This is a genomic window from Halorubrum sp. DM2 (assembly GCF_901686465.1).
Lineage (GTDB): Archaea > Halobacteriota > Halobacteria > Halobacteriales > Haloferacaceae > Halorubrum.
Genome location: NZ_LR594487.1, coordinates 3,227,706 through 3,251,623, shown reverse-complemented (window position 1 = coordinate 3,251,623; position 23,918 = coordinate 3,227,706). Strand labels below are relative to the sequence as shown.

General features: G+C 69.2%; 20 protein-coding genes. 5 read left to right on the top strand and 15 right to left on the bottom strand.

The features are described 5' to 3' along the window. Positions 1-39 precede the first annotated feature (39 nt). Together QOL69_RS16265 and QOL69_RS16260 are read left to right on the top strand one after the other, a co-directional pair. Entirely contained in the window at positions 40-276 is a 237-nt protein-coding gene (locus QOL69_RS16265; RefSeq protein ID WP_048078281.1) for a CDGSH iron-sulfur domain-containing protein, read from the top strand. Between the two features lie 145 nt (positions 277-421). Then, a complete protein-coding gene (locus tag QOL69_RS16260; protein ID WP_283404031.1) occupies positions 422-1,897 on the top strand; it encodes a glutamate-cysteine ligase family protein in 1,476 nt (491 codons plus the stop codon). 74 nt (positions 1,898-1,971) lie between these two features. Here QOL69_RS16260 and QOL69_RS16255 read toward each other — a convergent pair whose 3' ends face one another. Both QOL69_RS16255 and QOL69_RS16250 read right to left on the bottom strand, forming a co-directional pair. Then, positions 1,972-3,057, bottom strand: coding sequence for a DNA topoisomerase IV subunit A (locus QOL69_RS16255; protein WP_283404030.1), 1,086 nt, complete (start codon positions 3,055-3,057; stop codon positions 1,972-1,974). Then, a complete protein-coding gene (locus tag QOL69_RS16250; RefSeq protein WP_283404029.1) occupies positions 3,058-5,532 on the bottom strand; it encodes a DNA topoisomerase VI subunit B in 2,475 nt (824 codons plus the stop codon). Between the two features lie 170 nt (positions 5,533-5,702). Between QOL69_RS16250 and QOL69_RS16245 the strand changes: the two genes are divergently transcribed. Further along, positions 5,703-6,653: an oxidoreductase gene (locus tag QOL69_RS16245; RefSeq protein WP_283404028.1), complete on the top strand. Its 951-nt coding sequence runs from the start codon at positions 5,703-5,705 to the stop codon at positions 6,651-6,653. A gap of 24 nt (positions 6,654-6,677) precedes the next feature. Here the strand turns inward: QOL69_RS16245 and QOL69_RS16240 are convergent, their stop codons facing one another. Continuing rightward, positions 6,678-7,292 (bottom strand): hypothetical protein, encoded by a 615-nt coding sequence (locus tag QOL69_RS16240; protein ID WP_283404027.1) that lies wholly within the window; start codon positions 7,290-7,292, stop codon positions 6,678-6,680. A gap of 118 nt (positions 7,293-7,410) precedes the next feature. Next, entirely contained in the window at positions 7,411-7,605 is a 195-nt protein-coding gene (locus tag QOL69_RS16235) for a cold-shock protein (protein WP_004045866.1), read from the bottom strand. A 180-nt stretch (positions 7,606-7,785) separates the two neighbouring features. On the opposite strand from QOL69_RS16235, the gene QOL69_RS16230 reads away from it, so the two are divergent. Both QOL69_RS16230 and QOL69_RS16225 read left to right on the top strand, forming a co-directional pair. Beyond that, positions 7,786-10,461: a heavy metal translocating P-type ATPase gene (locus tag QOL69_RS16230; RefSeq protein ID WP_283404026.1), complete on the top strand. Its 2,676-nt coding sequence runs from the start codon at positions 7,786-7,788 to the stop codon at positions 10,459-10,461. A 70-nt stretch (positions 10,462-10,531) separates the two neighbouring features. Next, positions 10,532-11,188 carry an NAD-dependent epimerase/dehydratase family protein gene (locus tag QOL69_RS16225; protein ID WP_283404025.1) on the top strand — a complete coding sequence of 219 codons (657 nt, stop codon included), beginning with the start codon at positions 10,532-10,534 and terminating at the stop codon, positions 11,186-11,188. Between the two features lie 31 nt (positions 11,189-11,219). Here the strand turns inward: QOL69_RS16225 and QOL69_RS16220 are convergent, their stop codons facing one another. From QOL69_RS16220 to QOL69_RS16170, 11 genes are all read right to left on the bottom strand, one after another. Then, positions 11,220-11,495 (bottom strand): DUF8119 family protein, encoded by a 276-nt coding sequence (locus tag QOL69_RS16220; protein ID WP_283404024.1) that lies wholly within the window; start codon positions 11,493-11,495, stop codon positions 11,220-11,222. Between the two features lie 127 nt (positions 11,496-11,622). After that, positions 11,623-12,084: a universal stress protein gene (locus QOL69_RS16215; RefSeq protein WP_283404023.1), complete on the bottom strand. Its 462-nt coding sequence runs from the start codon at positions 12,082-12,084 to the stop codon at positions 11,623-11,625. Continuing rightward, positions 12,084-13,844: a VC_2705 family sodium/solute symporter gene (locus QOL69_RS16210; protein ID WP_283404022.1), complete on the bottom strand. Its 1,761-nt coding sequence runs from the start codon at positions 13,842-13,844 to the stop codon at positions 12,084-12,086. The genes QOL69_RS16215 and QOL69_RS16210 overlap by 1 nt, the downstream gene beginning before the upstream one ends. Next, entirely contained in the window at positions 13,841-14,344 is a 504-nt protein-coding gene (locus QOL69_RS16205) for a DUF4212 domain-containing protein (protein ID WP_283404021.1), read from the bottom strand. Before QOL69_RS16205 ends, QOL69_RS16210 begins: the two co-directional genes overlap by 4 nt. Before the next feature lie 104 nt (positions 14,345-14,448). Next, the gene (gene acs, locus QOL69_RS16200; RefSeq protein WP_283404020.1) at positions 14,449-16,443 is read right to left on the bottom strand and encodes an acetate--CoA ligase; all 1,995 of its coding nucleotides are present in this window, start codon (positions 16,441-16,443) and stop codon (positions 14,449-14,451) included. Positions 16,444-16,540: 97 nt separating this feature from the next. Then, positions 16,541-18,343, bottom strand: coding sequence for a bacterio-opsin activator domain-containing protein (locus QOL69_RS16195; protein ID WP_283404019.1), 1,803 nt, complete (start codon positions 18,341-18,343; stop codon positions 16,541-16,543). Between the two features lie 159 nt (positions 18,344-18,502). Continuing rightward, positions 18,503-18,742: a DUF2061 domain-containing protein gene (locus QOL69_RS16190; protein ID WP_048078257.1), complete on the bottom strand. Its 240-nt coding sequence runs from the start codon at positions 18,740-18,742 to the stop codon at positions 18,503-18,505. A gap of 69 nt (positions 18,743-18,811) precedes the next feature. Beyond that, positions 18,812-20,767 (bottom strand): acetate--CoA ligase, encoded by a 1,956-nt coding sequence (acs, locus tag QOL69_RS16185; RefSeq protein ID WP_283404018.1) that lies wholly within the window; start codon positions 20,765-20,767, stop codon positions 18,812-18,814. 106 nt (positions 20,768-20,873) lie between these two features. Continuing rightward, on the bottom strand, positions 20,874-22,232 hold the full coding sequence (gene hflX, locus QOL69_RS16180) for a GTPase HflX (RefSeq protein ID WP_283404017.1): 1,359 nt from the start codon (positions 22,230-22,232) through the stop codon (positions 20,874-20,876). Beyond that, positions 22,229-22,579 (bottom strand): DUF2209 family protein, encoded by a 351-nt coding sequence (locus QOL69_RS16175; protein ID WP_283404256.1) that lies wholly within the window; start codon positions 22,577-22,579, stop codon positions 22,229-22,231. The genes hflX and QOL69_RS16175 overlap by 4 nt, the downstream gene beginning before the upstream one ends. A 170-nt stretch (positions 22,580-22,749) precedes the next feature. Beyond that, a complete protein-coding gene (locus tag QOL69_RS16170) occupies positions 22,750-23,802 on the bottom strand; it encodes a threonine aldolase family protein (protein WP_283404016.1) in 1,053 nt (350 codons plus the stop codon). Positions 23,803-23,918: the final 116 nt, after the last annotated feature.

The window sequence follows — 23,918 nt, the reverse complement described above, 5'->3', positions numbered from 1 at the left end:
GTCGCAAGGGGTATGCGGGTCGCGGCCGACGCTCGATCCATGACTCGGGAAGTGACACACGAGGAGGACGGGCCGGCGATACTCGACGAATCGGATATGGGAGACGACGGAAAGATCTACGTCTGTCGGTGCGGTCTCTCGGACTCGAAGCCGCTCTGTGACGGCTCGCACAACGCGACCGCGGACGAGGAAGCGGGCGTCGTGTACAAGTACGAAGGCGACGACGCCGACGGCGAGCGCCGCGAGGTCGGCGAGAAAGCAGACGACGAGAGGTGAGCTACGGGGCGGACGTTCGGACGGTGCTCCGGTGTTTGTGTTTTGAACGCCCTGCGGGACACAGGGGGCGCACCGACCGCCGACTCGGACGCTGTCCGAGTGTACTGTCAACAAGCATCATATTCGTAGCGCTCGGACGGACGGTATGGACTGGAGCGAAACCGTCTCGCGGAGTCGGCGAGCGGCGACGCGGAGGGCGTTCCGACGCCGTGTCGAGGAACAGGCGCGATCGCTTCGGGCCACGCTCAAGACCGGGGAGTTCGAAGGAGGGTTTCGACTCGGCCTTGAGCTCGAGGGCTACGCCGTGGACGGCGACGGCCGGCTCGCGGCTGCCCCCGAAGCGGCGGTTTCGTCGGTCTGCGAACCCGAGCTCGGTCGACACAACGCCGAGATCAACACTCCGGTAACGGGGTTCGACGCCGCCGGAGTCGTCCGACAGGCGGACGAACTGACCGAACGGATCACGGCCGTCCGAGAGGCGTTCGCGGCCCGCGACAGGCGGTTCGTCACGGACGGGATCTGGGTTATCGGCCCGTCGGAGGGAGCGGTAGCGTACCTGTCTGCCACCGAGACGAAGTGCGGGACGGAGGTCCCGGCGAACCTCTCCCCGGAGGCGCGGTACTACGCGCTAGACGCCGACATCACTGCTGACGGTCCGGTGGAGTTGGATCTCCCCGGCTGTCGGCGGGCGTTCCAGAGCATCCTCGTCGAGTCGCTGGCGGCTTCGATACAGGTCCACCTCCAGCCGCCGACCAGCGAGTACGCGCGGTACTTCAACGCGGCACTACGGACGGTCGGACCGGTGGTCGCCTTGGCGGCGAACGCCCCGTTTCTCCCGCCGGAACTGTACACTGACGCCGACGCGGAGACGGTCATGACCGCCGGAGTCGAACTTCGGATTCCCGTGTTCGAGTCGATGAACGTCCGCAGTCCGGGGAAAGTCCGATTCCCTCGCGATATCGAGGCACCGACCGACGCCGTCGATCGGATCGTCGATGACCGGCTCTGTGCGCCGCACCTTCGCGAGTGGCTCGCGGACGCTCCTCGCGGCGGGTTCGAGGCCGACCACTGGGAGTTCCTCCACAAGCAGGGGACCTGCTGGCGTTGGGTCCGCCCCGTGTTCGGCCCCGAGGGACCACGGATCGAATACCGACCGCTCGCGGCCCAGCCGACCGCGGCCGACGTCGTCGGACTCCAGTTGCTGGTCGCCGGTCTGATACACGGGGCCGTCACTACCGATCACCCGCTGATCGGCCTCCCGTGGCGTGCCGCTCGCGAATCGCTGTATGCCGCGAGCCGAGACGGGTTCGAGGCGGACCTCGCGTGGGTCACCCGTGACGGTGAGCGAACCGACGATCCGGCGGCGGTCTATCCGGACCTGTTCGCCCTCGCCCGCGTCGGACTCCGCGACCGCGGGCTGGCCGCCGCCCGGATCGATTCCCTCCTCGATCCGATCGAGCGCCGCTGGACGACGCGGACGACTCCGGCGACGTGGAAGCGGGATCGGGTCAGGGCGCGGCTCGATTCCGGTGACGACCTTGCGACCGCCGTCACCGGAATGCAGCGCGAGTACATTCGGCGGGCGGAGACGGGAGAGCCGTTCGCAGACTGGATCGAGTGAGCGCGTCGCGCGCTACGGCCCGCTCGAAACCGCGATGACAGGGAAAACGACCGTCAGCGACGGGTCGACGCGGTTCACAGCACGCCCATCTCGCCGAGCCGCTCGGGGAGGTAGGTGTCGGTGACGAAGTCGAGACCGCGGCTCGCCAGCGACTGCTGTTCGGACTTCTTCCCGATGTCGAGCTGGAGCTCGATCTGCTCTTTCCAGTAGTCGGTCTGGAAGCGCGGGTCCTCCAACTCCGATTCGAGCGCGTTGATGTCGGAGTCGGCGAGGGGATCGCTGGGCAGGTCGTACTCCACGATGTCCTCCGGCTGGATCCCGATGAACCGCGCCTCGGGCGTCGCGAGGTACTTCGAGAGGTGCGCGGACTTGATCGAGCCGTACGCGACGGAGCCGTAGATGCGGTACGACCACGGGTCGCCGTCTGTGAACACCACCACGGGGAGGTCGAGCTCGTCGCGGAACCGTTTCGTCAGCCGGCGCGTGGCGCGGGCGGGCTGGCCGCCGAGGTGGACGACCAAGGCGTCGTGTTCCTCGTCGAACCCGTTCTCGACGAGCCGGTCACGCATCCCGCCGGTCTCGACGCAGAGGACGAACTCGGCGTCGTTGTCGAGGAACTCGATGGTGTCCGGGTTGTTCGGGATCTGGTAGCCGCCCTGCCCCACGTCGAGCTGACAGTGGATCTCGCGGTCGCCGCGGTTCGTCTGCTCGCGGAGCTCCAGCGGTCCCATCACCTTCGCGCCGGACTCCTCGGGCCGCATGTGGAAGTCCTCGCGGGTGACGCCCGTGACGATCTCCAGATCCTCCACGAGGTCGTTCGACTCGTCCTGCGATTTGAACTGCGCCTCGTCGTTGTCCCACGACTCGGAGAGGTAGTACAGCTCACGCAGCGTGGACGAGCGGTCGTCGTCGAGCTGGTCCGCGAGGAACTCGATCGTGTACGCCGCCTTCAACAGCTTGCGCGCGCCCCGCACCGAGTTGGCGCTACGCGTCGAGGTGCGATCGCCGTACGTCCAGACGCCGCTCTCCTCGTCGTACTCGATGTTGCTCTTCGTCCGCGTGGGAAGGGTCATCTCGGGGATCTTCCCGGCCGCGAACTGGTCGTAGAAGTCCGCGGCTAGGTCGATCAGCTCGTCTCGTGCGTCGCTTTCGGTCGTCATTTATGCGTTCACCGTCAGTTTCTCCGTCTCCACGCCGCCGACGCTGACCTCGAAGTCGGCGTCGCCGTCGACCGCGTACGTCAGTTCCCGCTCGTCGCCCGAGGGAACCTCGGGCTTCCACTGGACGAACCACTCGCCGTCCATGTCCACGGCCGTCCCGTCCGAGAGGTCGCTCGGCTCCGTCGAGACGATGTCCGTGATCTCAAGCTCCTCGTTCACGTCGGAGTGGTTCTCGACGACCAGCGTCACCGTCTCGCCGTTCACCTCGCGTTCGACGCTGACGTTGTTCATGATCCGCGCCAGCGCACCGTCGATGTCGGGGCGCGAGCGGCCCGTCACCTCCGAGACCTTGTCGGCCATCTCCGGGAGGATCCGGCCGAGCACGTCCTGTTTCTCACGGCGCTGTTGCATCGAGCGCCGCTTGTTGAGGAACGACTTCAGCTCGCGGGCCGCCTCGCGCACCGCCAGTTCGATCTCGTCTTCGATCGCGGGGACGTTCGCGAGCGCGTCCTTCGACTCGCTCGTGAACGGGACGTTGGTGGAGGCGACGTGGATCGAGATGACGGCCGGCCCGTTCGGCATCCCGGAGCCGCCGGGCTGGTCCAGCCCGTAGTTGCGCCAGCCGATCGACTTTATCACGTCCGTCGTCGCGCACGCGCCGCGCTGGTAGACGAGCGGGACGCGGTTCGCGAACCGCAGCAGCTCGACCGACCCCTCCGCCGGAATCTCGCCGCCGTAGGCGATCCCGGCCTCGACGATGAACGGGTCGCCGCCGTGGACCTCGGCGTCGCGGGTCGCGGCCGCGTAGAAGTCCGCGTCGTACTCCTTTCGCAGCCCCGCCTCGACCAGCTCCGCCGTGATCGGCGCGAGGCAGTCGGTCGGCGGCGCGAGGATGTCCGTCGTCCGCATCGCCTCCAGCAGGTCGGCGGCCGCGTCGCGACTTCCCGCGATCGCTTTCACCTTCGGCGGGTCGTCCGGGACCGTCCGCGCCCGCGACCAGAACGCCTCGACGACGTTCTCGCGGGCCGTCTCGCCGAACGTCGCGTCGCGCTGCTCGGCGACGAACGACGCCGCGTCCGCGACGAGCCGTTCGAGGTCGTCGAGCGTGACCCGGAACGCGTCGCCGTCGAGGTTCCCGAACCGGCGGGCCAGCGCCTCGGCCATCGCCTGAACCGCGGCGTCGTCCTTCCGGGTCGACGTCGCGTCGTCGACCAGGGCGTAGACGTCGGGGACGAGCGGGGATTCCGGGGCGTCGCTACCGTCGCCGTCGTCGTTCTTGCCGGACGCATTGGCGTTCTCGCCGTCACCTTCGCCGCCGGCTCCCGTGATCGCCCGCCACGCGGCGTCGACCGCGTTCTCGCGGACGGTCCCGCCGAACGTCTTGCCCGTGTCGCCTTCGACCGTCTCGGCGACCTCGTCGACGATCGCCGCGAGTTCGGAGCGGGCGAGCCGGTCGTTATTCGACACGGTCTCGGCGACGCCCTCCGCGAAGGCGGTCGTCGCGTCCTTGCCCTTGTTGGCGACCGCGTCCGCGACCGCGCTCGCGAGGTCGCGGTCGTCGTGGGCGCGCGGCGGCGACCACGACAGCTCTCGGCCGTAGTACACGTCGCGGAAGTTGTCGATGACGCTGTCTGCGGTCTTCTTGCCGACCCGCGTGAACTCCTCCTGTAAGAATCCGGAGACGGAGTACGACTCGGTCGCCTCCAGCATCTTGATCAGCGACCCCAGTTCGACGCCGTGGGGATGCGGCCGAATCTCGTGAGTCTCCGCGGGCAACTCGTCCGTCGCGCGCTCGAACTTCAGCGGCTCGTCGAGCCCCGGCTCGCGCAGTTCGAGCCGCGCGTGGGGATTGACGACCGCGGTGTGTTTCACGTAGTCGTGGAGCTGCTGGCGGGCGCGCATGTTCGCCTCCATCTCCAGTTCGATCCGCGTGCCGTGCGGGCGGTCCCACGTCGTCTCCCTGTCCGCCTGAATCTCCGGCTCGTTCGTGTCCGTGTCGATGATGAGCTCGAAGTACTGCGCCCGCGACTGCCCCTTCGGCCGCGAGGTGATCTTCGCCGGCTGGCCGGAGGTCAGCTGGGAGTAGAGCACGGCCGCCGAGATCCCGATCCCCTGTTGCCCTCTCGACTGCTCGCGGGCGTGGAACCGGCTGCCGTAGAGGAGCTTCCCGAACACTTTCGGGAGCTGTTCTTTGGTGATGCCCGGCCCGTTGTCCTCGATGACGAGCCGGTAGTAGTCGCCCACCTCCTCGATCTCGATGTAGATGTCGGGGAGGACGCCGGCCTCCTCGGTCGCGTCGAGGGCGTTGTCGACCGCCTCCTTGACGGCGGTGACGAGCCCGCGAGCGCCCGAGTCGAACCCGAGCATGTGTTTGTTCTTCTCGAAGAACTCGGCGATGGAGATCTCGCGCTGGCCCTCGGCCAGCTCCTCCGCGATCCCCTCCTCGTCGCCGATCGTCGACTGGAAGGACGTCATTCGGTGTCCGTCCCTTCCACCGAGGCACCTAAAAACGCACCGGCGGCGAGGTGAAAGTGGATATCGGCGTCAGACGGCGTCTCGTCGCCCTGTCCGGGAACGTGTCGCACGCGGCGGCGACCTCCGATCCGGCCGACAGGTTTCTCACCGTGACGCCCCACCGTACGGACATGACCGACTGGACGGCCGACGACATGCCGCGACTGGACGGGAAGACGGTGGTCGTCACCGGCGCGAACAGCGGGCTCGGCTTCGAAGGAACCCGCGCGTTCGCCGCGCGCGGCGCGACCGTCGTGATGGCGTGTCGCAGCGTCGAGCGCGCGGAGGACGCCGCGAGCGAGATCCGCGCCGACGCGGGCGGCGAGGTCGACGGCGAACTCGACGTACGCGAGTGCGACCTCGCCTCCCTCGACTCCGTGGCGTCGTTCGCCGAGGGGCTCGCCGCCGACTACGACGCGGTCGACGTCCTCTGTAACAACGCGGGCGTGATGGCGATTCCCCGCGGCGAGACCGAGGACGGCTTCGAGACGCAGTTCGGCGTCAACCACCTCGGCCACTTCGCGCTCACCGGCCGCCTGTTCCCGCTCCTCGACGCGGCCGAGGGAGTCGGGGGCGACGCGCGCGTCGTCACCCAGTCGTCCGGCGCTCACGAGCAGGGCGAGATGGACTTCACCGACCTCAACTGGGAGCGGTCGTACGGAAAATGGAAGGCGTACGGGCGCAGCAAGCTGTCGAACCTGCTTTTCGCCTACGAGCTCCAGCGGCGTCTCGACGCGTTCGAGGACGTAAGCGGCGTTCGCAGCGTCGCCTGCCACCCCGGCTACACCGACACGAACCTCCAGATGCGGACCGCCGCGGAGAGCGGGAACCCCCTGATGAAGGTCGGGATGAAGGCCGCGAACGCCGTCCTCGGACAGGAGCCGGAGGTCGGCGTCGAACCCATGCTGTACGCGGCGACGGCCGACGTCGACGGCGGCGCGTACGTCGAGCCGGGCGGCCTGATGAACATGCGCGGGCACCCGACGGTCGGCCGCTCGAACGACGCCTCCTACGACCGCGCGGACGCCCGGCGGCTCTGGGAGTATTCGACCGAAGCGACCGGCGTCGAGTTCCCGGTCTGAGTCGCCGTCGACTCGGTCCGCGGGTCAGTGGAGCGTCCCCTCGCGGACGTGCGCGTCGTGCGCGAACAGCGCGTACCCCACGTCGACGGCGCGGTGGCCGGTCTCGGCGGCGATCTCGCGGATCGGCCCGATCATCGCGACGTAGTCGGCGGCGTCGAACGACTCCTTGCGCCCGTCGAGGTAGCCCAATCGTTCGAGCGAGGCCCAGACGCGGGTGTCGACGACCGCGTGGCGGTCGCCGTCGAGCGCGGCCAGCACGCACGACGCGGTCGGCGCTTTGAACCCGGCGAGTCCCGTTATCAGGTGGATCGACGAGAAGTCGCCGTCGACCGCGCGAGCGTTTCGGGTCACCTCCCGGCACCGCGCCTCGGGATTCTTCTCGACGTGGTAGGCGCTCCGCGTCGACGACTCGTAGGCGATCTCGTACAACTGGTCCCGAGTCAGATGTCCCTGCGACCGGTACGTCTCGCCGAACTCGTCGAGCCGCTCGGGGAGGACGCCCTGCGTCTCGGCGTATCGGTCGAGGTTCTCGTCGACGAACGCGTCGAGGTCGTCCGAGACCGCGCGAGCGTCGTCATCGTCCGGGACCGCATGCGCATCGTCAACATCTGAGACTGCGCGAGTGTCGTCACTCACCATGGGGGACGCTCACCGTTCGGCGACCAAAACGGCGGCGGGGTCGCTCAGGGAATGAATATACGCGGAACGCGTTTCGAGAGCTATCCGAGTCAGCCGGTAGCGGATACCGCCGGACGGGTTACAGCCGAGTGAGGTTCGTCGCGCGCGGACCCTTGTCCGCCTCCTCGATCTCGAACTCTACCTCCTGTCCCTCCTCGAGGTCCGGGCCGCCGACGTCTTCCATGTGGAAGAACACGTCCTCGTCAGCGTCGTCAGTCTCGATGAATCCGTAGCCGCCGGTGTCGTTGAAGAAGTCGACCTTGCCTGTCGCCATCGCACCTCAACGATCTCCCGACGTGGTCATAAGTGTTGCGTGCGCCACGTACGGCGGGAAAACGCGGGTAAAAATCGGCCGATAGCCCCGTTCAGTTTTGATTCCAAATTTCGTCCCGCCGCTGACTTTGCTTCCGAATGGGAAAACGCACTAAGGGAGTACCCCGTAGTACCAACCAAGATGAGCACCAGAACCACCCGCCTCGACATCACGGGGATGAGCTGCGCCAACTGCTCGGCGACGGTCGGCGACGCCGTGGAGTCGCTCGACGGGGTATCGCGGGCGGACGCGAACTACGCCACCGACGAGGCGAGCGTCGAGTACGACTCGGAGCGGACCTCGCTCGCCGCGATCTACGAGGCGATCGAGGACGCGGGCTACGGCGCGGTCTCCGAGACGGTGACCGTGGCGATCACCGACATGAGCTGTGCGAACTGCGCGGACGCCAACCGCGACGCCCTCGAAGCCGTCGACGGGGTCGTCGACGCCGACGTGAACTACGCCACCGACGAGGCGCGGGTGCGGTACAACCCCGCCGAGACCTCGCTCTCGGCGCTGTACGACGCCGTCGAGGACGCGGGGTACTCGCCGGTCCGCGAGGACGGCAGCGGTGGCGACGGCGAGGACGCCAACGGTGAGGGGACCGACGGCACTGGCAGAGACGGATCCGGCGAGAGCGCGCGCGACGCGGCCCGGAACGCCGAGATTCGCAAGCAGCGCCGGCTGACGCTGTTCGGGGCCGCCTTATCAGCGCCGCTGCTCTTCTTCCTCGTCGACGCCCTCCTGCTCGGGGGCGCGGTCGTTCCGGACCGGGTCTTCGGCGTCGGAATCCACTGGGTCGCGTTCGCGCTCGCGACGCCGGTCCAGGTCGTGCTCGGCCGTCCGTTCTACGTGAACTCCTACAAGGCGCTCGTCACGAACGGACGCGCCAACATGGACGTGCTGATCGCTCTGGGCTCGACGACGGCGTACGTCTACTCCGTCGCCGTCCTCCTCGATCTGATCGCCGGGAGCGTCTACTTCGACACGGCCGCGCTCATCCTCGTCTTCATCACGCTCGGCAACTACCTCGAAGCCCGTTCGAAGGGGCAGGCCGGCGAGGCGCTCCGGAAGCTGTTGGAGATGGAGGCAGACACCGCCACCCTCGTCGACGAGGACGGCACCGAGGAGGAGGTCCCGATCGACGAGGTCGCGGTCGGCGACCGCATGAAGGTCCGGCCGGGCGAGCGGATCCCGACCGACGGCGTCGTCGTCGAGGGGCAGTCCGCCGTCGACGAGTCGATGGTCACGGGCGAGTCCGTCCCCGTCGAGAAGACCGAGGGCGACGAGGTCGTCGGGTCGACCATCAACGAGAACGGGCTCCTCGTCGTCGAGGCGACGAAGGTCGGCGCGGACACCGCCCTCCAGCAGATCGTCCGGACGGTGAAGGAGGCCCAGTCGCGCCAGCCCGACATCCAGAACCTCGCGGACCGCATCTCCGCGTACTTCGTGCCGGCGGTCATCGCGAACGCCCTGCTGTGGGGGGTGGTCTGGTTCGCCTTCCCCGAGACGCTCGCGGCGTTCGTCGACCGGCTCCCGCTGTGGGGGCAGGTCGCCGGCGGGCCCGCGCCGGTCGGCGGCACCGTCTCGGTGTTCGAGTTCGCGGTCGTCGTCTTCGCCTCCTCGGTCCTGATCGCGTGTCCCTGCGCGCTCGGCCTCGCGACCCCGGCCGCGACGATGGTCGGGACCACCATCGGGGCGCAGAACGGCGTCCTGTTCAAGGGCGGCGACGTCCTCGAACGCGCGAAGGACGTCGACACCGTCGTCTTCGACAAGACGGGGACGCTCACGAAAGGGGAGATGGAGCTGACGGACGCGGTCGCGCTCGGGACCAAGGGCGAGGCCGCCCCCGACGGCGGCGCGGTCGTCGAGGGCGGCAACGACGCGGCGGTCGACGGGCCGACGGCCGAAGACGAGGTGCTCCGGCTCGCCGCGAGCGCGGAGCGCGGCAGCGAACACCCCCTCGCTCGCGCCATCGTCGAGGGGGCCGAGGCGCGCGGTATCGGCCTCTCCGACCCCGAGTCGTTCGAGAACGTCCCCGGCCACGGGGTCAAGGCGACCGTCGACGGGGACGAGATACTCGTCGGTAACCGGAAGCTGCTGCGGGACGCGGGGATCGACCCCGAGCCAGCCGCGGAGACGATGGAACGGCTCGAACGCGAGGGGAAGACCGCGATGCTCGTCGCGCGAGTCCGCGCCGGAGCCGACGACGGTGAGCTCCTCGGCGTCGTCGCCGACGCCGACACGGTGAAGCCGAGCGCGACGGAGGCGGTGAGCCAGCTCCGCGACCGCGGCGTCGACGTGATGATGATCACCGGCGACAACGAGCGTACGGCCCGCGCGGTCGCCGAGCAGGTCGGCATCGACCCCGACGACGTCCGCGCCGGGGTCCTGCCCGAGGACAAGTCCGACGCGGTGGAGTCGATTCAGGCGGACGGCCGGAAGGCGATGATGGTCGGCGACGGCGTCAACGACGCCCCGGCGCTCGCGGTGGCGTACGTCGGCACCGCCATCGGCTCCGGGACCGACGTGGCCATCGAGGCGGCCGACGTGACGCTGATGCGCGACGACCCGCTCGACGTGGTGAAGGCGATCCGGGTCTCGGACGCGACGCTCCAGAAGATCAGACAGAACCTCGTGTGGGCGCTCGGCTACAACACCGCGATGATCCCGCTCGCGTCGCTCGGGCTGCTCCAGCCCGTCCTCGCGGCCGGCGCGATGGCGTTCTCGTCGGTGTCGGTGCTGACGAACAGTCTGCTGTTCCGGCGGTACGACCCCGACCGCGACTACGCGCTCCTCGGGTTCCTCCGACGCTGACCGCGCGCCGACCCTTCCTTTTCGGTCGCCGTCCCGAAGTCCCAAGACGGCCCGGCGCGTACGGCGGCGTATGTCGACCCTCCTCGTCGTCGGCGGCAGCGGCTTCATCGGACGCGACGTCTGTCGGTTCGCGGTCCGCGACGGACACGAGGTCCGCAGCGTGTCGCGGAGCGGTCGCCCCGACCTCGACGAGGAGTGGGTCGAGGCGGTCTCGTGGACGAGCGCCGACCTCTTCCGACCGAACGCGTGGCGCGACCGCCTCGACGGCGTCGACGCCGCGGTCCACTCGGTCGGAACGCTTACCGAGTCGCCGACGGAGGGCGTCACCTTCGAACGCGTCAACGGCGACGCGGGGATCCTCACGGCCTTGGAGGCCGAGCGCGCCGGCGTCGACACGTTCGTCTTCCTCTCCGCCGCCGCGAACCCGCCCGGCGTCCGAAACGCCTACCTGACGGCCAAGCGCCGCGCGGAGGCGTCCGTCGCCGACCTCGACCTCGACACCGTCGTCCTCCGGCCGGGACCGGTGTACGGAGAGGGGCAGCCACACCTCCCGGGCGTCGTCGACCGGGTCCTCCGGTTCGCCGCGAGCGCGCCGCCGATCGCGTCGCGGCTCGGCGAGTCGCGGCCGCTCGCGGTCGGCACCGTCGCGCGGGCGGCGTACCGCGCCGCGCTGGACCCGGGCGAGCGGCTGCTCGACGTCTCCGACATCCGCGATCTCGCCGGGTGAGACCGGAGAAAAAGCCGACTCCGACTCCGACTCAGCGCGCGCTGCGTTCCTTCGCCATCTCCAACGAGATGAAGAAGCCGAAGTACGCCGGGATCCCCGCGAGCATGAACATGTACAACACCCATTGCGGGGCCGTCGAGAAGGCGACGTTGTACAGCGCCGACGCGAGCCCCACCCACACGAGCGCGAACAGTAGGTCTTGGAGCATTCCGGTCCCGTTCTCGCTGAGCACGTGCCGGGCGCGGTCGGCGACGCTCCGGTCGGTCGGCTCCTCGTCCGGCGGCTCCGTGGCGTCCGAGTCGGGCATGAAGTGAGTGTGTGCGGAGGGGGTACGTCGGTGTTGCGGAATCGCGCGGCGTCGGCCGCGCGACGGAGCGGTTCATCGACCGTCTGGGCGGCCGCGCTTGTCGGGGGTCGGTCCCCGTCGAAGCGGTTCAGTCCTCTTCGAGGTAGTCGACGACGAGGACGGGGACGTGCGTCGAGCGCAGGGTGCGCTCCGTCACGCTGCCGAGCAGCGCGCGGCGCACGCCGGCGCGGCCGTGGCTCCCCATCACGATGAGGTCGATGTCGTTGTCCTCGGCGTAGTTGGCGATCACCTTGTGCGGTCGCCCGCCGGAGACGTGTTCGACGACGTCGACGCCGCGTTCGTCGCCGCGCTCGGCGACCACGCCCGTCGCCTCGTCGGCCTGATCTTTCAGCTCTCCCATCTCGTCGAACCGGCCCTGCTTGAGCCGGTCGACCTGTTCGGTTCCGAGACTGAAGTTCACCGAGTCGATGTCGACCACGTACAGCGCGTGGACCTCCGCGTCGTACTGCTCCGCGAGGTCGAGCGCGTGGTCGACGGCGGCCTCCGCGACGTCGCTACCGTCCGTGGGGACGAGGATGCGTTCGTACATTATCGCTCCTCCGTGGCTTCGTCGTCGTCAACTGCGCGGTCACCGTCGGCGGCCGCGTCGTCAACTGCGCGGCCGCCGTCAGTCGCCACGTCCTCGCCGCCGTCCGCGGCGACGACGTCCTCGGCGGTCTCCTGCTGTGCCATCGGCTCGGGGCTGTGACACTGCCGGACGATCCGCTTCGTCTCCAGCGACGGCTCGTCGGTCGCCATCGAGACGACGACGGTGACGACGAACACGACCGGGAGCGTAATGAGCGCCGAGCCGATGGCGGGCATCCACGTGGCGAGCCCGGCCGACAGCGGCGCTTCGAGCGAGCCGATGTACGTCGGGACGATCTGGTTGATCATCGGGATCGACCAGAGCGTCAGTCCGGTGGTCATGCCGGCGAGTGCGCCCTGCCGGTTGGCGTTCTCCCACCACATGCCGAGGAAGAACATCGGGAACAGGACGGAGCCGGCGAGCGAGAACGCGTACCCGACGAGCGCCGCGATCGACGACGCGGGGTTGAGCGCGGCCAGCGTGGTCAGCGCGCCCAGCGCGACGATCGAGAGGCGGCCGACGAGGATCTGCTGGCGCTGCGTCGCGTCCTCGTTGATGATGTTCGTGTAGATGTCGTGGCTGATCGCCGACGAACCGGCGATGAACAGCCCGGCGACCGTCGCGATGGCCGCGGCGATACCGCCCGCCGCGACGAAGCCGACGAACCACTCCGGCAGCTCCGACAGCTGCGCCGCAAGCACGACGATGACCTCGCTGGCCGCGCTCGTCATGCCGGGGTCGCCGTACGTCGCGCCGACGTTCTGCGAGTAGAGGTCCGTGCCGAACGCCGCGAACGCCGGGGCGCTCCAGTACAGGATACAGATGAAGAACAGGCCCCAGACGGTCGACCAGCGGGCTGTCCGTTCGCTTTCGACCGTGTAGAACCGGACGAGCACGTGCGGGAGCCCGCAGGTACCGACGATCAGCGAGAACGTCGTGGCGACCCACAGGTAGTAGCTCGACGAGGCGAACGGTTCGGAGAACTCGCTGCCGAGCTCGCTGATCAGCATCCCGTACTCGAGCTGCGGCAGTACCGTGGAGTAGCCGTTGGTGTAGCCGACGGCGAACAGCCCGAGGACGAACGCGAGGATGAGGATGGTGTACTGGACGGTCTGGTTCTTCGTGGCGCCCAGCATGCCGGACAGCGTCAGATAGCCGACGGTGACGACCATCATGGCGACGACCATCACCTGGTACCCGTCTAAGCCGGGGACGTATGCCCCGTAGTTACCGAAGATGTACAGGCCGACGAGCGCCATCCCCTTCGCCTGTCCGATGGCGTAGACGAACCCGATGAGGAACGTCGTCACCGCCGCGATGGCGCGCGCGGTGTCGGAGTTGAACCGGTCGCCGACGAAGTCCGGCGCGGTGTACTTCCCGAACCGGCGCAGCTGCGCCGCGAGGAAGATGAGCAGGATGAAGTATCCCGTCGTCCAGCCGACGACGAACACCAGCCCGTAGAAGCCGGCCAGCGCGATGGACGCCGCCATCCCGAGGTATGACGCCGCCGACATCCAATTCGCTCCGATCGCCATCCCGTTCTCGACGTTCCCGATGGAACGGCCGGCGACCCACATGTCGTCGGTGTCGGCCACGCGGAAGACGAATCCGATCATGAGGAACAGCCCCAGCATCCCGATCACCAGGAGCGACGGCACCAGCTTGAACGAGATGTCGAGTGCCTCCGGGAGGAGGTCGCTCTGTAGGATGACCCCCGTCATTCGTCGGACCCTCCGTCGGTCGCTGCGGCCTCGGCACGGCTCTCAGTCTTCGTGACCGTGGCGTGGTCGATGCCGTACTTCTCATCGAGCGCGTCCCGCTTTCGCGAGTACCAGAACGCGAGGATGAGCGCGCTCGTCGGCGCGCCGAACGCGACGAGGAAGTAGTGGAGCGGGAACCCGAGGATCGGCATCTGGGTCGTCATCGGGCCGGGCGCGAGCCGCGTCAGGGTCACCGGACCCCACACCGCGAGGACCCATACGGCGAACCCCGTCCAGACGATGCGGAGGTGATCGCGCATGTACGGCGTGCTCGGGTTCAGGATGTTCACTTCCGCCCCGAGGTAGTCGGTGTCGTTGTGCGTCTGTGCCGCACCGGTCGCGACGCCGCCGTCGGTGGCCGCGTCGTCAGTTGCGCGACCCCCATCGGTGGCCGCGTCGTCGGGTGCGCGGCCACCATCGGTCGCCGCGTCGTCTCGTTCGCGTGAGGTATTATCTGTCATGTTTTGGTGTGTGTTGTCGTTTTGTGTGGTATTTTCGTGATGTTTGTCGTCGTATCGCCCGTCGTGGTCGTGTCCGGAACGGATCGAAAACGGGCCGCCGAGCGCTACTCGGCGTCGGCCTTCTGCTGGATCTCCTCGACGATCTCGGGGTTCCGAAGCGTGCTCGTGTTCCCGAGTTCCTCGCCGTCAGCGATGTTCTCGAGCAGGCGACGCATGATCTTCCCGGAGCGCGTCTTCGGCAGGTCCGGAGTGAACACGACCTGCTCGGGCCGCGCGATCGGACCGATGGCGTCCTCGACGCCCGCGACGATCGCCTCGCGGAGCTCGTCGTCACCCTCGTAGCCGTCTTCGGTCGTCACGTAGGTGTAGACCGCCTCGCCTTTGATGTCGTGGTTCCCGCCGACGACGGCCGCCTCGGCGACGCCTTCGACGCCGACGATGGCGGACTCGATCTCCATCGTCCCCAGCCGGTGGCCGGAGACGTTGAGCACGTCGTCGACGCGGCCGAGGACGGTGATGTAGCCGTCGTCGTCGATCTTCGCGCCGTCCTCGGGGAAGTACACCCAGTCGTCGGGGTCGTCGCTGTCGGTGTCGGAGTACTCCGCCCAGTACTCCTCGATGTAGCGCTCGTCGTTGTTGTACAGCGTCCGGAGCATTCCCGGCCACGGCTTCTGTACCGTGAGGTAGCCGGCCTTCCCCGGCTCTACCTCGTCGCCGAGCGTGTCGAGGATCTGGACATCGAGCCCCGGCAGCGGCGGTCCGGCCGCGCCGGGTTTCATGTCCTTCACCCCGGGCAGCGTCGTCACCATCATCCCGCCGGTCTCGGTCTGCCACCACGTGTCGACGATCGGGCACTCCTTGTTCCCGATGTGCTGGTAGTACCACTTCCACGCGCGCGGGTTGATCGGCTCGCCGACCGTGCCGAGCAGCCGCAGCGAGGAGAGGTCGTGGCGGTCCGGGAACTTCTCGCCCCACTTCATGAACGCCCGGATCGCCGTCGGGGCGGTGTACAACTGGGTCGCCTCGTACTCATCGATGATCTCCCAGAGGCGGTCGCGCTCCGGGTGGTCGGGCGTCCCCTCGTACATCATCGTCGTCGTTCCGAGCGAGAGCGGCCCGTAGACGATGTAGGAGTGGCCCGTGATCCAGCCGATGTCGGCCGAACAGAAGTACGTGTCATCCGGCTTGATGTCGAGGACCGACTGCGAGGTCCACGACACCCACGAGAGGTAGCCGCCGGTCGTGTGTTTCACGCCCTTCGGCTTCCCCGTCGTCCCCGAGGTGTACATCAGGAACAGCATGTCCTCGGCGTCGCGCGTCACCGGCTCGACCGTCGCGCCCGCCTGCTCGGCCACGAGGTCGTCGTAGTCGACCTGGTCGTCGCCGAGGTCGTGGCCGAAGTCGTCGCCGTTCGGACCGAGGCGGTCGACGACGACGGTCGTCGTGTCGTGGTCGACGCCCGCGAGCCCCTCGTTCGCCTTGTCGAGGTGGTCGAGCGGGTCGCCGCGGCGGTAGTAACCGTCGCAGGTGACGAGGTACTCCGACTCCGCGGAGTTCATCCGCGTCGCGAGCGCGTCGGCCGAGAACCCGGCGAACACGACGCTGTGGGGCGCGCCGATGCGCGCGCACGCCAGCATCGCGATCGGCAGTTCCGGGATCATCGGCATGTACATCGTGACGACGTCGTCCTCCTCGACGCCCTGCTCCCGAAGGGCGGCCGCGAACTCGTTGACCTCGCGGTGGAGTTCCTCGTACGTGAACGAGCGGTCGTCCTCGTCGACCGGTTCACCGACCCACTCGATGGCGACCTCGTCGCCGCGCTCGTCGAGGTGTCGGTCGAGGCAGTTCGCCGACGCGTTGAGTTCACCGCCCGTGAACCACTCGTAGAAGGGCGGGTTGCCGTCGTCGAGCACCTGATCGTAGTCGGTTTCCCACTCCAGCAGGTCGGCGGCCGCCTCCCAGCATTCGGGCCAGTTCTCCTCGAACTCCTCGTATATCTCCGGGTCGGAGACGTTCGCCTGCTCGACGAACGACTCCGACGGCTCGAATACCTCTTGTTCCGCCAGTCTCGCTTCCAGTTGGCCGTCTCCCTCTGTCATGGTACGGTCGTATCCAACCGATATCGCCATATAAACGCTGACGCTAAATACGAAAAACCGTGATAGACTGCCGTCGGATCCCGACGGGCCGCCGCGATCACCCGTCGGTGCGGACCGCGCGTTCCTCGCCCTCCCGGACCGACAGCTCCGTCTCCTCTTCGAAGACGCCGTCGAGTAGGGCGCGCTGCGCCTTTCGGAGGTGATTGTGGAACGTCGGCGAGGAGACGCCCATCGCGTCGGCCACCTCCTCGGCGGTGCTGCCGCGCGGCCAGTCGAAGTAGCCACCGTGGTACGCCGCGGACAGCGCGGCCCACTGTCGGTCCGTGAACCGGTCGCCGACCCCGTCTCGCAGCGACGACTCCGCCCGCGGCGAGCGGGCGACGGACTCCTTGCTGGCGAGTCGGACGTCCGCGAACCGGTCGCGGAGACCGTCGGCGATCGGTCTGACGTTCGTTCCCTCCGGGAAGTCGGCGACGACGCGGACCCGCCCGTCGGCCGCGGACGCCTCGCGGACCGTCGCGCCGTGGTCGATGAGCGCCCGGACCAGCGAGCCGCCGGCGAGGCGGAGCGACGCCGAACACCCGTCCTCCCGGGTTTCGATCACCCGGAAGTCGGAGACGCCCGTCGCCGCCTCGACGACGGCCGCGACGTCCTGCGGCCGGGCACCGTCGACGGAGAGGTACGCCCTGGAGGCGTCGTCGTCGACATCGACGGTCGACGCTAGTTCGATCCGGCAGTCCAGCCGGTCGCTCGCCCGCGCGAGGAACGCCCTCTCGTCGGCCGTGTGGAACTCGACCTCGGTGACCGCGTCCGAGTGGAGCAGTTCCCGCCACCGGTCCGCGGTTATCGCCCGGCCGAGACACCGGCCGAGCGCGGCGAGCGCCCGACGCTCGGCCCCCTCGATCGGATCGTCGTCGGCCGCGACGACGCAGAGCGCGCCGTGAACGACGCCCTCGTAGGTCGCCGGGACCGCCAGGGCCGGCCGTCCCCCCGTCCCCTGTCCCCCATCGGTCGCGGCCGGCGCGCCGTCCGCTATCGCGTCCAGCCACGGTCCCTCGGCGGTCGCGACGCGGTCCGCGAGCGCCTCGCGGTCGACGCCCGCGGCGGCGGCCACGTCGGTCCGCTTGCCCCCGACCGCCCGGCGGACGACCCAGGCCTCGGCCCAGCGGTCCGCCTCGACCAAACTGCCGGGGACGGCCGCGACGGGGTCCGTCGATCCGGGGTCCGCGAGCGCCTCGAACCCGGGTATGGCGGTCGTTCCGAGCCCTCCCGCGGCCGCGTCGTCAGAGTCCTCGTCCGTGGCTATCGCGGCCGCGAGCGCCTCCCCGTCGAGCGGGTCGAGGTAAGGGTCGAGCGTGGCGAGCGACTCCCACCCGCCCGCGTCGCGGACCGCTCGGGGGTCGACGTCGCGATCGACGAGCAGCCGGCGGGCGAACGTCTTCCGGAGGCGGCTGGGCGTGATCCGTTCGTCGAGCGCGCCGTCGGTGCGGTCGGCCGCCCGCGCCGCGGTCTCGCTCACGATCATCTGGACCCGGCGGGGCGAGACGTCGACGTACGGCTCGTCGTCGTCGAGGCCTTCGCTCGTTGCGTACCGGTCGAGGTCGGCCGCAAGAGAGGCCGAGACGACGGTCTCTCTGTCGATCCGTCCGTCGTCGGTCGCGGTCGACCCCGCGTCGTCACCGCTCGCGGTCGCGCCGTCGTTCCCGGCGGCGGCGGGCACGGAGAGGATGCGAGCGCCCGCGGTCGACTCCGCCTCGCGGAGGTGCCGCGGTGCGACGCGGGTTATTTCCTCGGTCCTGAGTCCGGCCTCGCCGGCCAGCCTGACGACGAGCGCCGCGCGATACGTCTCCGCGGCGGTGACGAGCGCGTCGTAGGCGTCCGCGCCGAGACCGTCGACCATTCGTTTCGGAACTCAACACGTAGCCGAAACAAAACTGTTCCGATAGCTGCCACTCTCAGCGGTGAGCAGTCCGCCTCCGCGGAACTGTTCACAGAAGCGATCATCGAGACCGGTCAGAACTTTCGGGCTCTCAGTAGGTTCCGAAACGGTCGGCAGCCATCAGCCCGACACGCCGACGCCCCACGACACGTGGTCCCACAGGCGCTCGTAGCCGTAGTAAGTGAGCGTCTTTACGGCGTTGGTCACGAGGCCGATACTCGCCGCTTGTCCGACGTCGCCGACGACGAGCCACGCGACGACGACGGTGATAGTCACCATCAAGGCCCGGTAACAGAGGGTCTTGACGACCGCACGGCGTCGCGCGTTGACCGCGTCCCGCGAGAACACACCGAGGTTCATACCGTCATCTTCGGTCGCCGCTGGTAAGTAACTGATAGGTGTCTCTCAATGACTGAAAAGAAACTGTATTCAATTACTCTCGTTTCGGACGGTCGACTCGATCTCGCCCACGACTTCGGGGTTGCGGAGGGCGCTCACGTCGCCGAACTCCTCGCCGCGGGCGATGTCCTCCAACAGGCGTCGCATGATCTTCCCGGAGCGCGTCTTCGGGAGTTCGGGGGTGAACACGATCCGGTCGGGGCGAGCCACGTCGCCGACGGCACTGGCCAGTCGGTCCGCGATGGCGTCGCGGAGGGTCTCGTCCGGCTCGACGCCGCTCTTCGTCGTCACGTACGCGACGATCCGCCCGTCGTCGTCGCCGACGACCGCGGCCTCGGTCACGCCCTCGGCGTCGACGATGGCCGCCTCCAGCTCGCCGGTGTTGAACCGCTGGGCGCGGACGTTGATCACGTCGTCGACGCGCCCGAGGATCGTGACGTAGCCGTCCTCGTCGACGGCCGCGCCGTCGCCGGTGCGGTAGCGCCAGCCGTCCTCGCCGTTCAGCCAGTACTCCCGCAGGTAGCGCTCGTCGCCCTCGCGGAGCCCGCGCAGCATGCCGGGCCACGGCGACGCGAGCGTTAGATAGCCGGACTCGCCGGGGTCGACCGGATCGCCGTCCTCGTCGACGACGCGGGCGTCGATGCCCGGCAGCGGCGGCCCGACTTTTCCGGGTTTCATCGGCGTGACGCCCGGGAGCGTGGCGAGCGCTATCGCGCCGGTCTCGGTCTGCCACCACGTGTCGACGATCGGTGCCTCGCCCCCGCCGACGTGTTCGCGGTACCAGCGCCACGCCTTCGGCGTGATCGACTCGCCGACCGTCCCGAGCAGCCGGATCGACGAGAGGTCGTGGGAGTCGGGGTACTCCGCACCCCACTTCATGAACGAGCGGATCGCGGTCGGCGAGGTGTAAAAGACGCTCACCGCGTTGCGCTCGATCAGGTCCCAGACGCGGTCGCGGTCCGGGTAGTCGGGCGACCCCTCGTACAGCACCGTCGTCGTCCCCGTCGCGAGCGGGCCGTAGACGCCGTAGGAGTGACCGGTGATCCAGCCGATGTCGGCGGCACACCAGTAGGTGTCCTCGGGCCGCACGTCCAAGACCTTCCGCGTCGTCCACGCGACGTGCGCGAGGTAGCCGCCCGTCGCGTGTTCGACACCCTTCGGCCGCCCGGTCGTCCCGGAGGTGTACATCACGAAGAGGAGGTCCGTCGCGTCGCGGGCGACCGGCTCGATCGTCTCCCCGTCGTGGGCGTCGACGAGCGCGTCGTACTCGCGCTCGTCGTCCCCCAGCGAGACGGAGAGCTCGTCGCCGAGGCGGTCGACGACGACCGCCGCCGACAGGTCCCCCTCGGCGCGGATGCGGGCGTTGTCCGCCTTCGACTTCTGGTTGAACGCGTCCTCCCGGCGGTAGTAGCCGTCGCAGGTGATCAGGTACTCGGAGTCGGCCGCGTCGATCCGGGTCGCGAGCGCCTCCGCGGACAGCCCCGCGAAGACGACGTTGTGGGGCGCGCCGATGCGCGCGCACGCCAGCATCGCGATCGGCAGCTCCGGGATCATCGGCAGGTAGAGCGTGACGACGTCGTCCTCCTCGACGCCGAGGTCGCGGAGCCCGGCCGCGAGCGCGTTCACCTCGCGGTGGAGGTCGAGGTAGGTGTACGACCGGCGCTCGCCGCGCTTGCCGAACCAGCGGATCGCGAGCTGGTTCCCGCGCTCGTCGAGGTGACGGTCGACGCAGTTCGCCGCGGCGTTGAGCCGCCCGTCGGGGAACCACTCGTAGAACGGCGGCTCGGAGTCGTCGAGGACGGTGTCGTACTCGCGGTCCCACGTCAACAGGTCGGCCGCCTCGCGCCACGCCTCCGGTCCCTCCCGGTCGAACCGCTCGTACACCGCGGGGTCGCTCGCGGCCGCTCGCTCCCGAAAGTCGGCCGGCGGCGGGACGACGTCCTCGTCGCCGTCGACGAGCCGACCGTGGCCCCCGGATTCGTCCATGACACGTATTGGCCCGCGGAGAAACGTATACTTTGTCCGACTCCTCGCCGAGTGAGAGCCGCCGTCGACGGCGGCGGATCGCCGCGGTGGACTCCGCCGACGGCGGTCAGACCGACTCCTCGGTCGGTCGCGCCGTGATCTCGGCCGCCTTCGCCCGGGCGCGGGCGACGATCGACGGCTTCGCCTCGAAGTCGACGGTCACCTGGTCGGCCGCGTACGTCTCCTCCTCGACGTGCCCGTGGTCGTGGACCCACGAGACGAGGCTCATCGCGTCGTCCGAGACGGGTAAGACGAGTCGCTCGCGCTCCCAGTCAGGGAGTTCGTCCTCGACGCGGTCGCGGAGTTCTGCCACGCCCGCCCCCGTCTTCGCCGAGACGCCGATCGGGTCCGGTGCCACGCCCGAGAGCGCGGCGCGCTTGTCCGCGAGTTCGCCCGGCCGAAGCCGGTCGATCTTGTTGAACACGGTGACGACGGGGGCCTCGTTGCGCTCGTAGAGGGTGTCGTGGCTCGTGACGAGCTTCTCGCGCATCGCCTCGACGGACTCGCTGGCGTCGACGACGAGGAGGACGAGGTCGGCGCGGTAGACGGAGTCGAGCGTCGACTCGAACGACTCCACGAGCCAGTGGGGGAGATCCGCGATGAACCCGACCGTGTCGGTAAGCAGGACGTCTCGCTTCTCCATCTCGGCCCGCCGAGTGGTGGTGCCGAGCGTCGTGAACAGCATGTCCTGCGACTCGGCGGTCGTGTCGAGGTCCGGGTGGCGCTCGGCGTTCTCGTCGACGTCGATCTCGGCCGCGAGCCGGCGCATCAGCGTCGACTTCCCGGCGTTGGTGTAGCCCGCGAGCGCGACCAGATCGAACCCGGAGTCGCGGCGCTGCTCGCGGCGCGCCTCCTCCTTTTCGGCGATCGAGTCCAGCTCGTCGCGGATCTCGGATATCTGGCGTTTGATGTCGCGCTCGACGCTCTCGTCGTACTCGCCGAGCCCCATGAATCCCGGCCGCTCGTCGCGCTTGGCGAGGCTCGCCTTCGCCTCGGCGCGGGGGAGCTCGTACCGCAGCTCCGCGAGTTCGACCTGTAGCTGCGCCTTCCGCGTGTTGGCGCGCTGGCCGAAGATCTCGAGGATGAGCGTGAACCGGTCGACGACCTCGACGCCATCGGCGAGCTTCCCGCCGATGTTGAACGTCTGGTACGGCCCCACGTCGTTGTCGATGATCACCGACCCGGCGTCGGTGCGACGGACGAGGTCCCGGAGCTCCGCGACCTTCCCCTCGCCGAACATGAACGCGGCGTCCTCCGTGCGGGTCTGGGTGAGTTCCCCGACTACGTCGTAGCCGGCCGCGGCCGCGAGCTGGCTGATCTCGGTCAGGTCGGCCTCCCCGGCGTCGACGCGCTTGGCGACGACTGCGCGGCGTCCCTCGGCGCTCGGATCGGCGTCGGCGTCCGCGCCCGCAGCGCCTCCGGTCATCGGAGGAGGTCCCGGGCGGCGTACGCGGCGTGGTGTGCTGCCTGCACTGTCTCGCGCTCGCCTATGCTCTCGACGTATTTAAAATCGGGCTGGAAGCTGAGTCCGACGCGCTCGGCCGGCTCCTCGTAGAACTCGCCGCCCTCCGCGACGATCGCTCCGTCCGGCGGCTCCGGGAGGTCCCCGACCGCCTCCGCGGCGAGCGCGACGGTCGCCTCAAGCGTCGGCCCCTCGCGCGCGGCGGCGAAGCCCATCCCCTCCACGGACCGGATCCGCGCGGAGTCGATCCGCGCGTGGACCGCGGCCGCGACCATCAGGTACTCGCCGTCCTCCTCGTGGCGACCGCTGATGTCGACGCCGACGACCTCAGGGGCGGGCGCACTCCACCTCGGTTGTGCGACGCGGCGCGACCGGTTCGGCTGTCGTCTCGTCCATGTACCACGGTACGTCGGCCGTCGAATTGAACGTTTCCGTGGTCCGCCGCGGTCCGGTCGGACCGCGGGTCGAGACGGCCGTCGGGTCAGGCCCGCAGGTCGTCCACGACCTCGCCGATCCGATCGACGGCGGCGTCGACGTCGTCGGCGTCGACGTCGAGGTGCGTGGTGAACCGCGTCGTGTAGTCGTCGAACTCGACGCAGCCGACGCCGGCCGACTTACACGCCGTCACGAGGTCGGCGGCCGCGATGCCGGCCGCCTCGGTGTGTGCCACGACGATGTTCGTGTCGGGCGCGGGCGCGTCGACGCCGTCGAGCGCGTCGAGCCCGGCCGCGAGCCGCTCCGCGTTGGCGTGGTCGTCCGCGAGGCGCTCGACGTTCTCCAGCGCCTTCAGCCCGGGCGCGGCGATCATTCCGGCCTGTCGCATCCCGCCGCCGAACAGCTTGCGGACGCGGCGCGCGTCCTCGACGAACGCCTCGTCGCCGGCGAGGATCGAGCCGACGGGCGCGCCGAGCCCCTTCGAGAGACAGAAGGTGACGCTGTCGACGCCGTCGACGATCTCGCTCGCGTCGACGCCGAGCGCGACCGCGGCGTTGAACACGCGCGCGCCGTCGAGATGGACCGGCACGCCGGCGTCGCGGGCGACCTCGGCCGCGGCCGCGATCCGGTCGACCGGGACGGCGATCCCGCCGCGGTAGTTGTGCGTGTTCTCCACCGCGAGCAGGCCGGTTCCGGGGCGGTGGAGGTCCTCGTCGACGAGGCCCTCGCGGACCGCCTCGGGCGTCGGGACGCAGCGGTCGCCGGCGTCTATCGTCCGCGTCTGGACGCCCGAGAGCTTGGCCGCGCCCGCCAGCTCCCACCGGTAGATGTGCGACTCGCGCTCCAAGAGGAGCTCCTGGCCCGGCTCCGTGTGGACGTGGACCGCGATCTGGTTCGCCATCGTCCCCGAGGGGACGTACAGCGCGGCCTCCGTACCGACCGCCTCGGCGGCGCGCCGCTCCAGCTCGTTGACGGTCGGGTCGTCGCGGTACACGTCGTCGCCGACCTCGGCGGTCGCGGCCGCGTCGCGCATCGCGTCCGAGGGCGTCGTCACGGTGTCCGAGCGTAGGTCGATGTCGAGTTCGTCGGCTTCGGGCATCGGTTGTAGCTCGTTCCGCGGCGGCGGGCATATATCCCGCGCTCGTCGGTCGACACTCCCGGGCGCGCGGTTCACCGCGTTCCGCGTCCGTTCCCTTCTTAACGACGGGGATCGAT

What these genes read in the sequence shown, in the direction of transcription:
- QOL69_RS16245 (WP_283404028.1), top strand. Translation starts at nt 5,703, where the DNA reads ATGACCGACTGGACGGCCGACGACATGCCGCGACTGGACGGGAAGACG.
- QOL69_RS16195 (WP_283404019.1), bottom strand. Translation starts at nt 18,343, where the DNA reads ATGGTCGACGGTCTCGGCGCGGACGCCTACGACGCGCTCGTCACCGCC.
- QOL69_RS16250 (WP_283404029.1), bottom strand. Translation starts at nt 5,532, where the DNA reads ATGACGTCCTTCCAGTCGACGATCGGCGACGAGGAGGGGATCGCGGAG.
- QOL69_RS16210 (WP_283404022.1), bottom strand. Translation starts at nt 13,844, where the DNA reads ATGACGGGGGTCATCCTACAGAGCGACCTCCTCCCGGAGGCACTCGAC.
- acs (WP_283404020.1), bottom strand. Translation starts at nt 16,443, where the DNA reads ATGACAGAGGGAGACGGCCAACTGGAAGCGAGACTGGCGGAACAAGAG.
- hflX (WP_283404017.1), bottom strand. Translation starts at nt 22,232, where the DNA reads ATGACCGGAGGCGCTGCGGGCGCGGACGCCGACGCCGATCCGAGCGCC.
- acs (WP_283404018.1), bottom strand. Translation starts at nt 20,767, where the DNA reads ATGGACGAATCCGGGGGCCACGGTCGGCTCGTCGACGGCGACGAGGAC.
- QOL69_RS16255 (WP_283404030.1), bottom strand. Translation starts at nt 3,057, where the DNA reads ATGACGACCGAAAGCGACGCACGAGACGAGCTGATCGACCTAGCCGCG.
- QOL69_RS16215 (WP_283404023.1), bottom strand. Translation starts at nt 12,084, where the DNA reads ATGTACGAACGCATCCTCGTCCCCACGGACGGTAGCGACGTCGCGGAG.
- QOL69_RS16220 (WP_283404024.1), bottom strand. Translation starts at nt 11,495, where the DNA reads ATGCCCGACTCGGACGCCACGGAGCCGCCGGACGAGGAGCCGACCGAC.
- QOL69_RS16240 (WP_283404027.1), bottom strand. Translation starts at nt 7,292, where the DNA reads ATGGTGAGTGACGACACTCGCGCAGTCTCAGATGTTGACGATGCGCAT.
- QOL69_RS16190 (WP_048078257.1), bottom strand. Translation starts at nt 18,742, where the DNA reads ATGAACCTCGGTGTGTTCTCGCGGGACGCGGTCAACGCGCGACGCCGT.
- QOL69_RS16170 (WP_283404016.1), bottom strand. Translation starts at nt 23,802, where the DNA reads ATGCCCGAAGCCGACGAACTCGACATCGACCTACGCTCGGACACCGTG.
- QOL69_RS16230 (WP_283404026.1), top strand. Translation starts at nt 7,786, where the DNA reads ATGAGCACCAGAACCACCCGCCTCGACATCACGGGGATGAGCTGCGCC.
- QOL69_RS16235 (WP_004045866.1), bottom strand. Translation starts at nt 7,605, where the DNA reads ATGGCGACAGGCAAGGTCGACTTCTTCAACGACACCGGCGGCTACGGA.
- QOL69_RS16205 (WP_283404021.1), bottom strand. Translation starts at nt 14,344, where the DNA reads ATGACAGATAATACCTCACGCGAACGAGACGACGCGGCGACCGATGGT.
- QOL69_RS16225 (WP_283404025.1), top strand. Translation starts at nt 10,532, where the DNA reads ATGTCGACCCTCCTCGTCGTCGGCGGCAGCGGCTTCATCGGACGCGAC.
- QOL69_RS16265 (WP_048078281.1), top strand. Translation starts at nt 40, where the DNA reads ATGACTCGGGAAGTGACACACGAGGAGGACGGGCCGGCGATACTCGAC.
- QOL69_RS16260 (WP_283404031.1), top strand. Translation starts at nt 422, where the DNA reads ATGGACTGGAGCGAAACCGTCTCGCGGAGTCGGCGAGCGGCGACGCGG.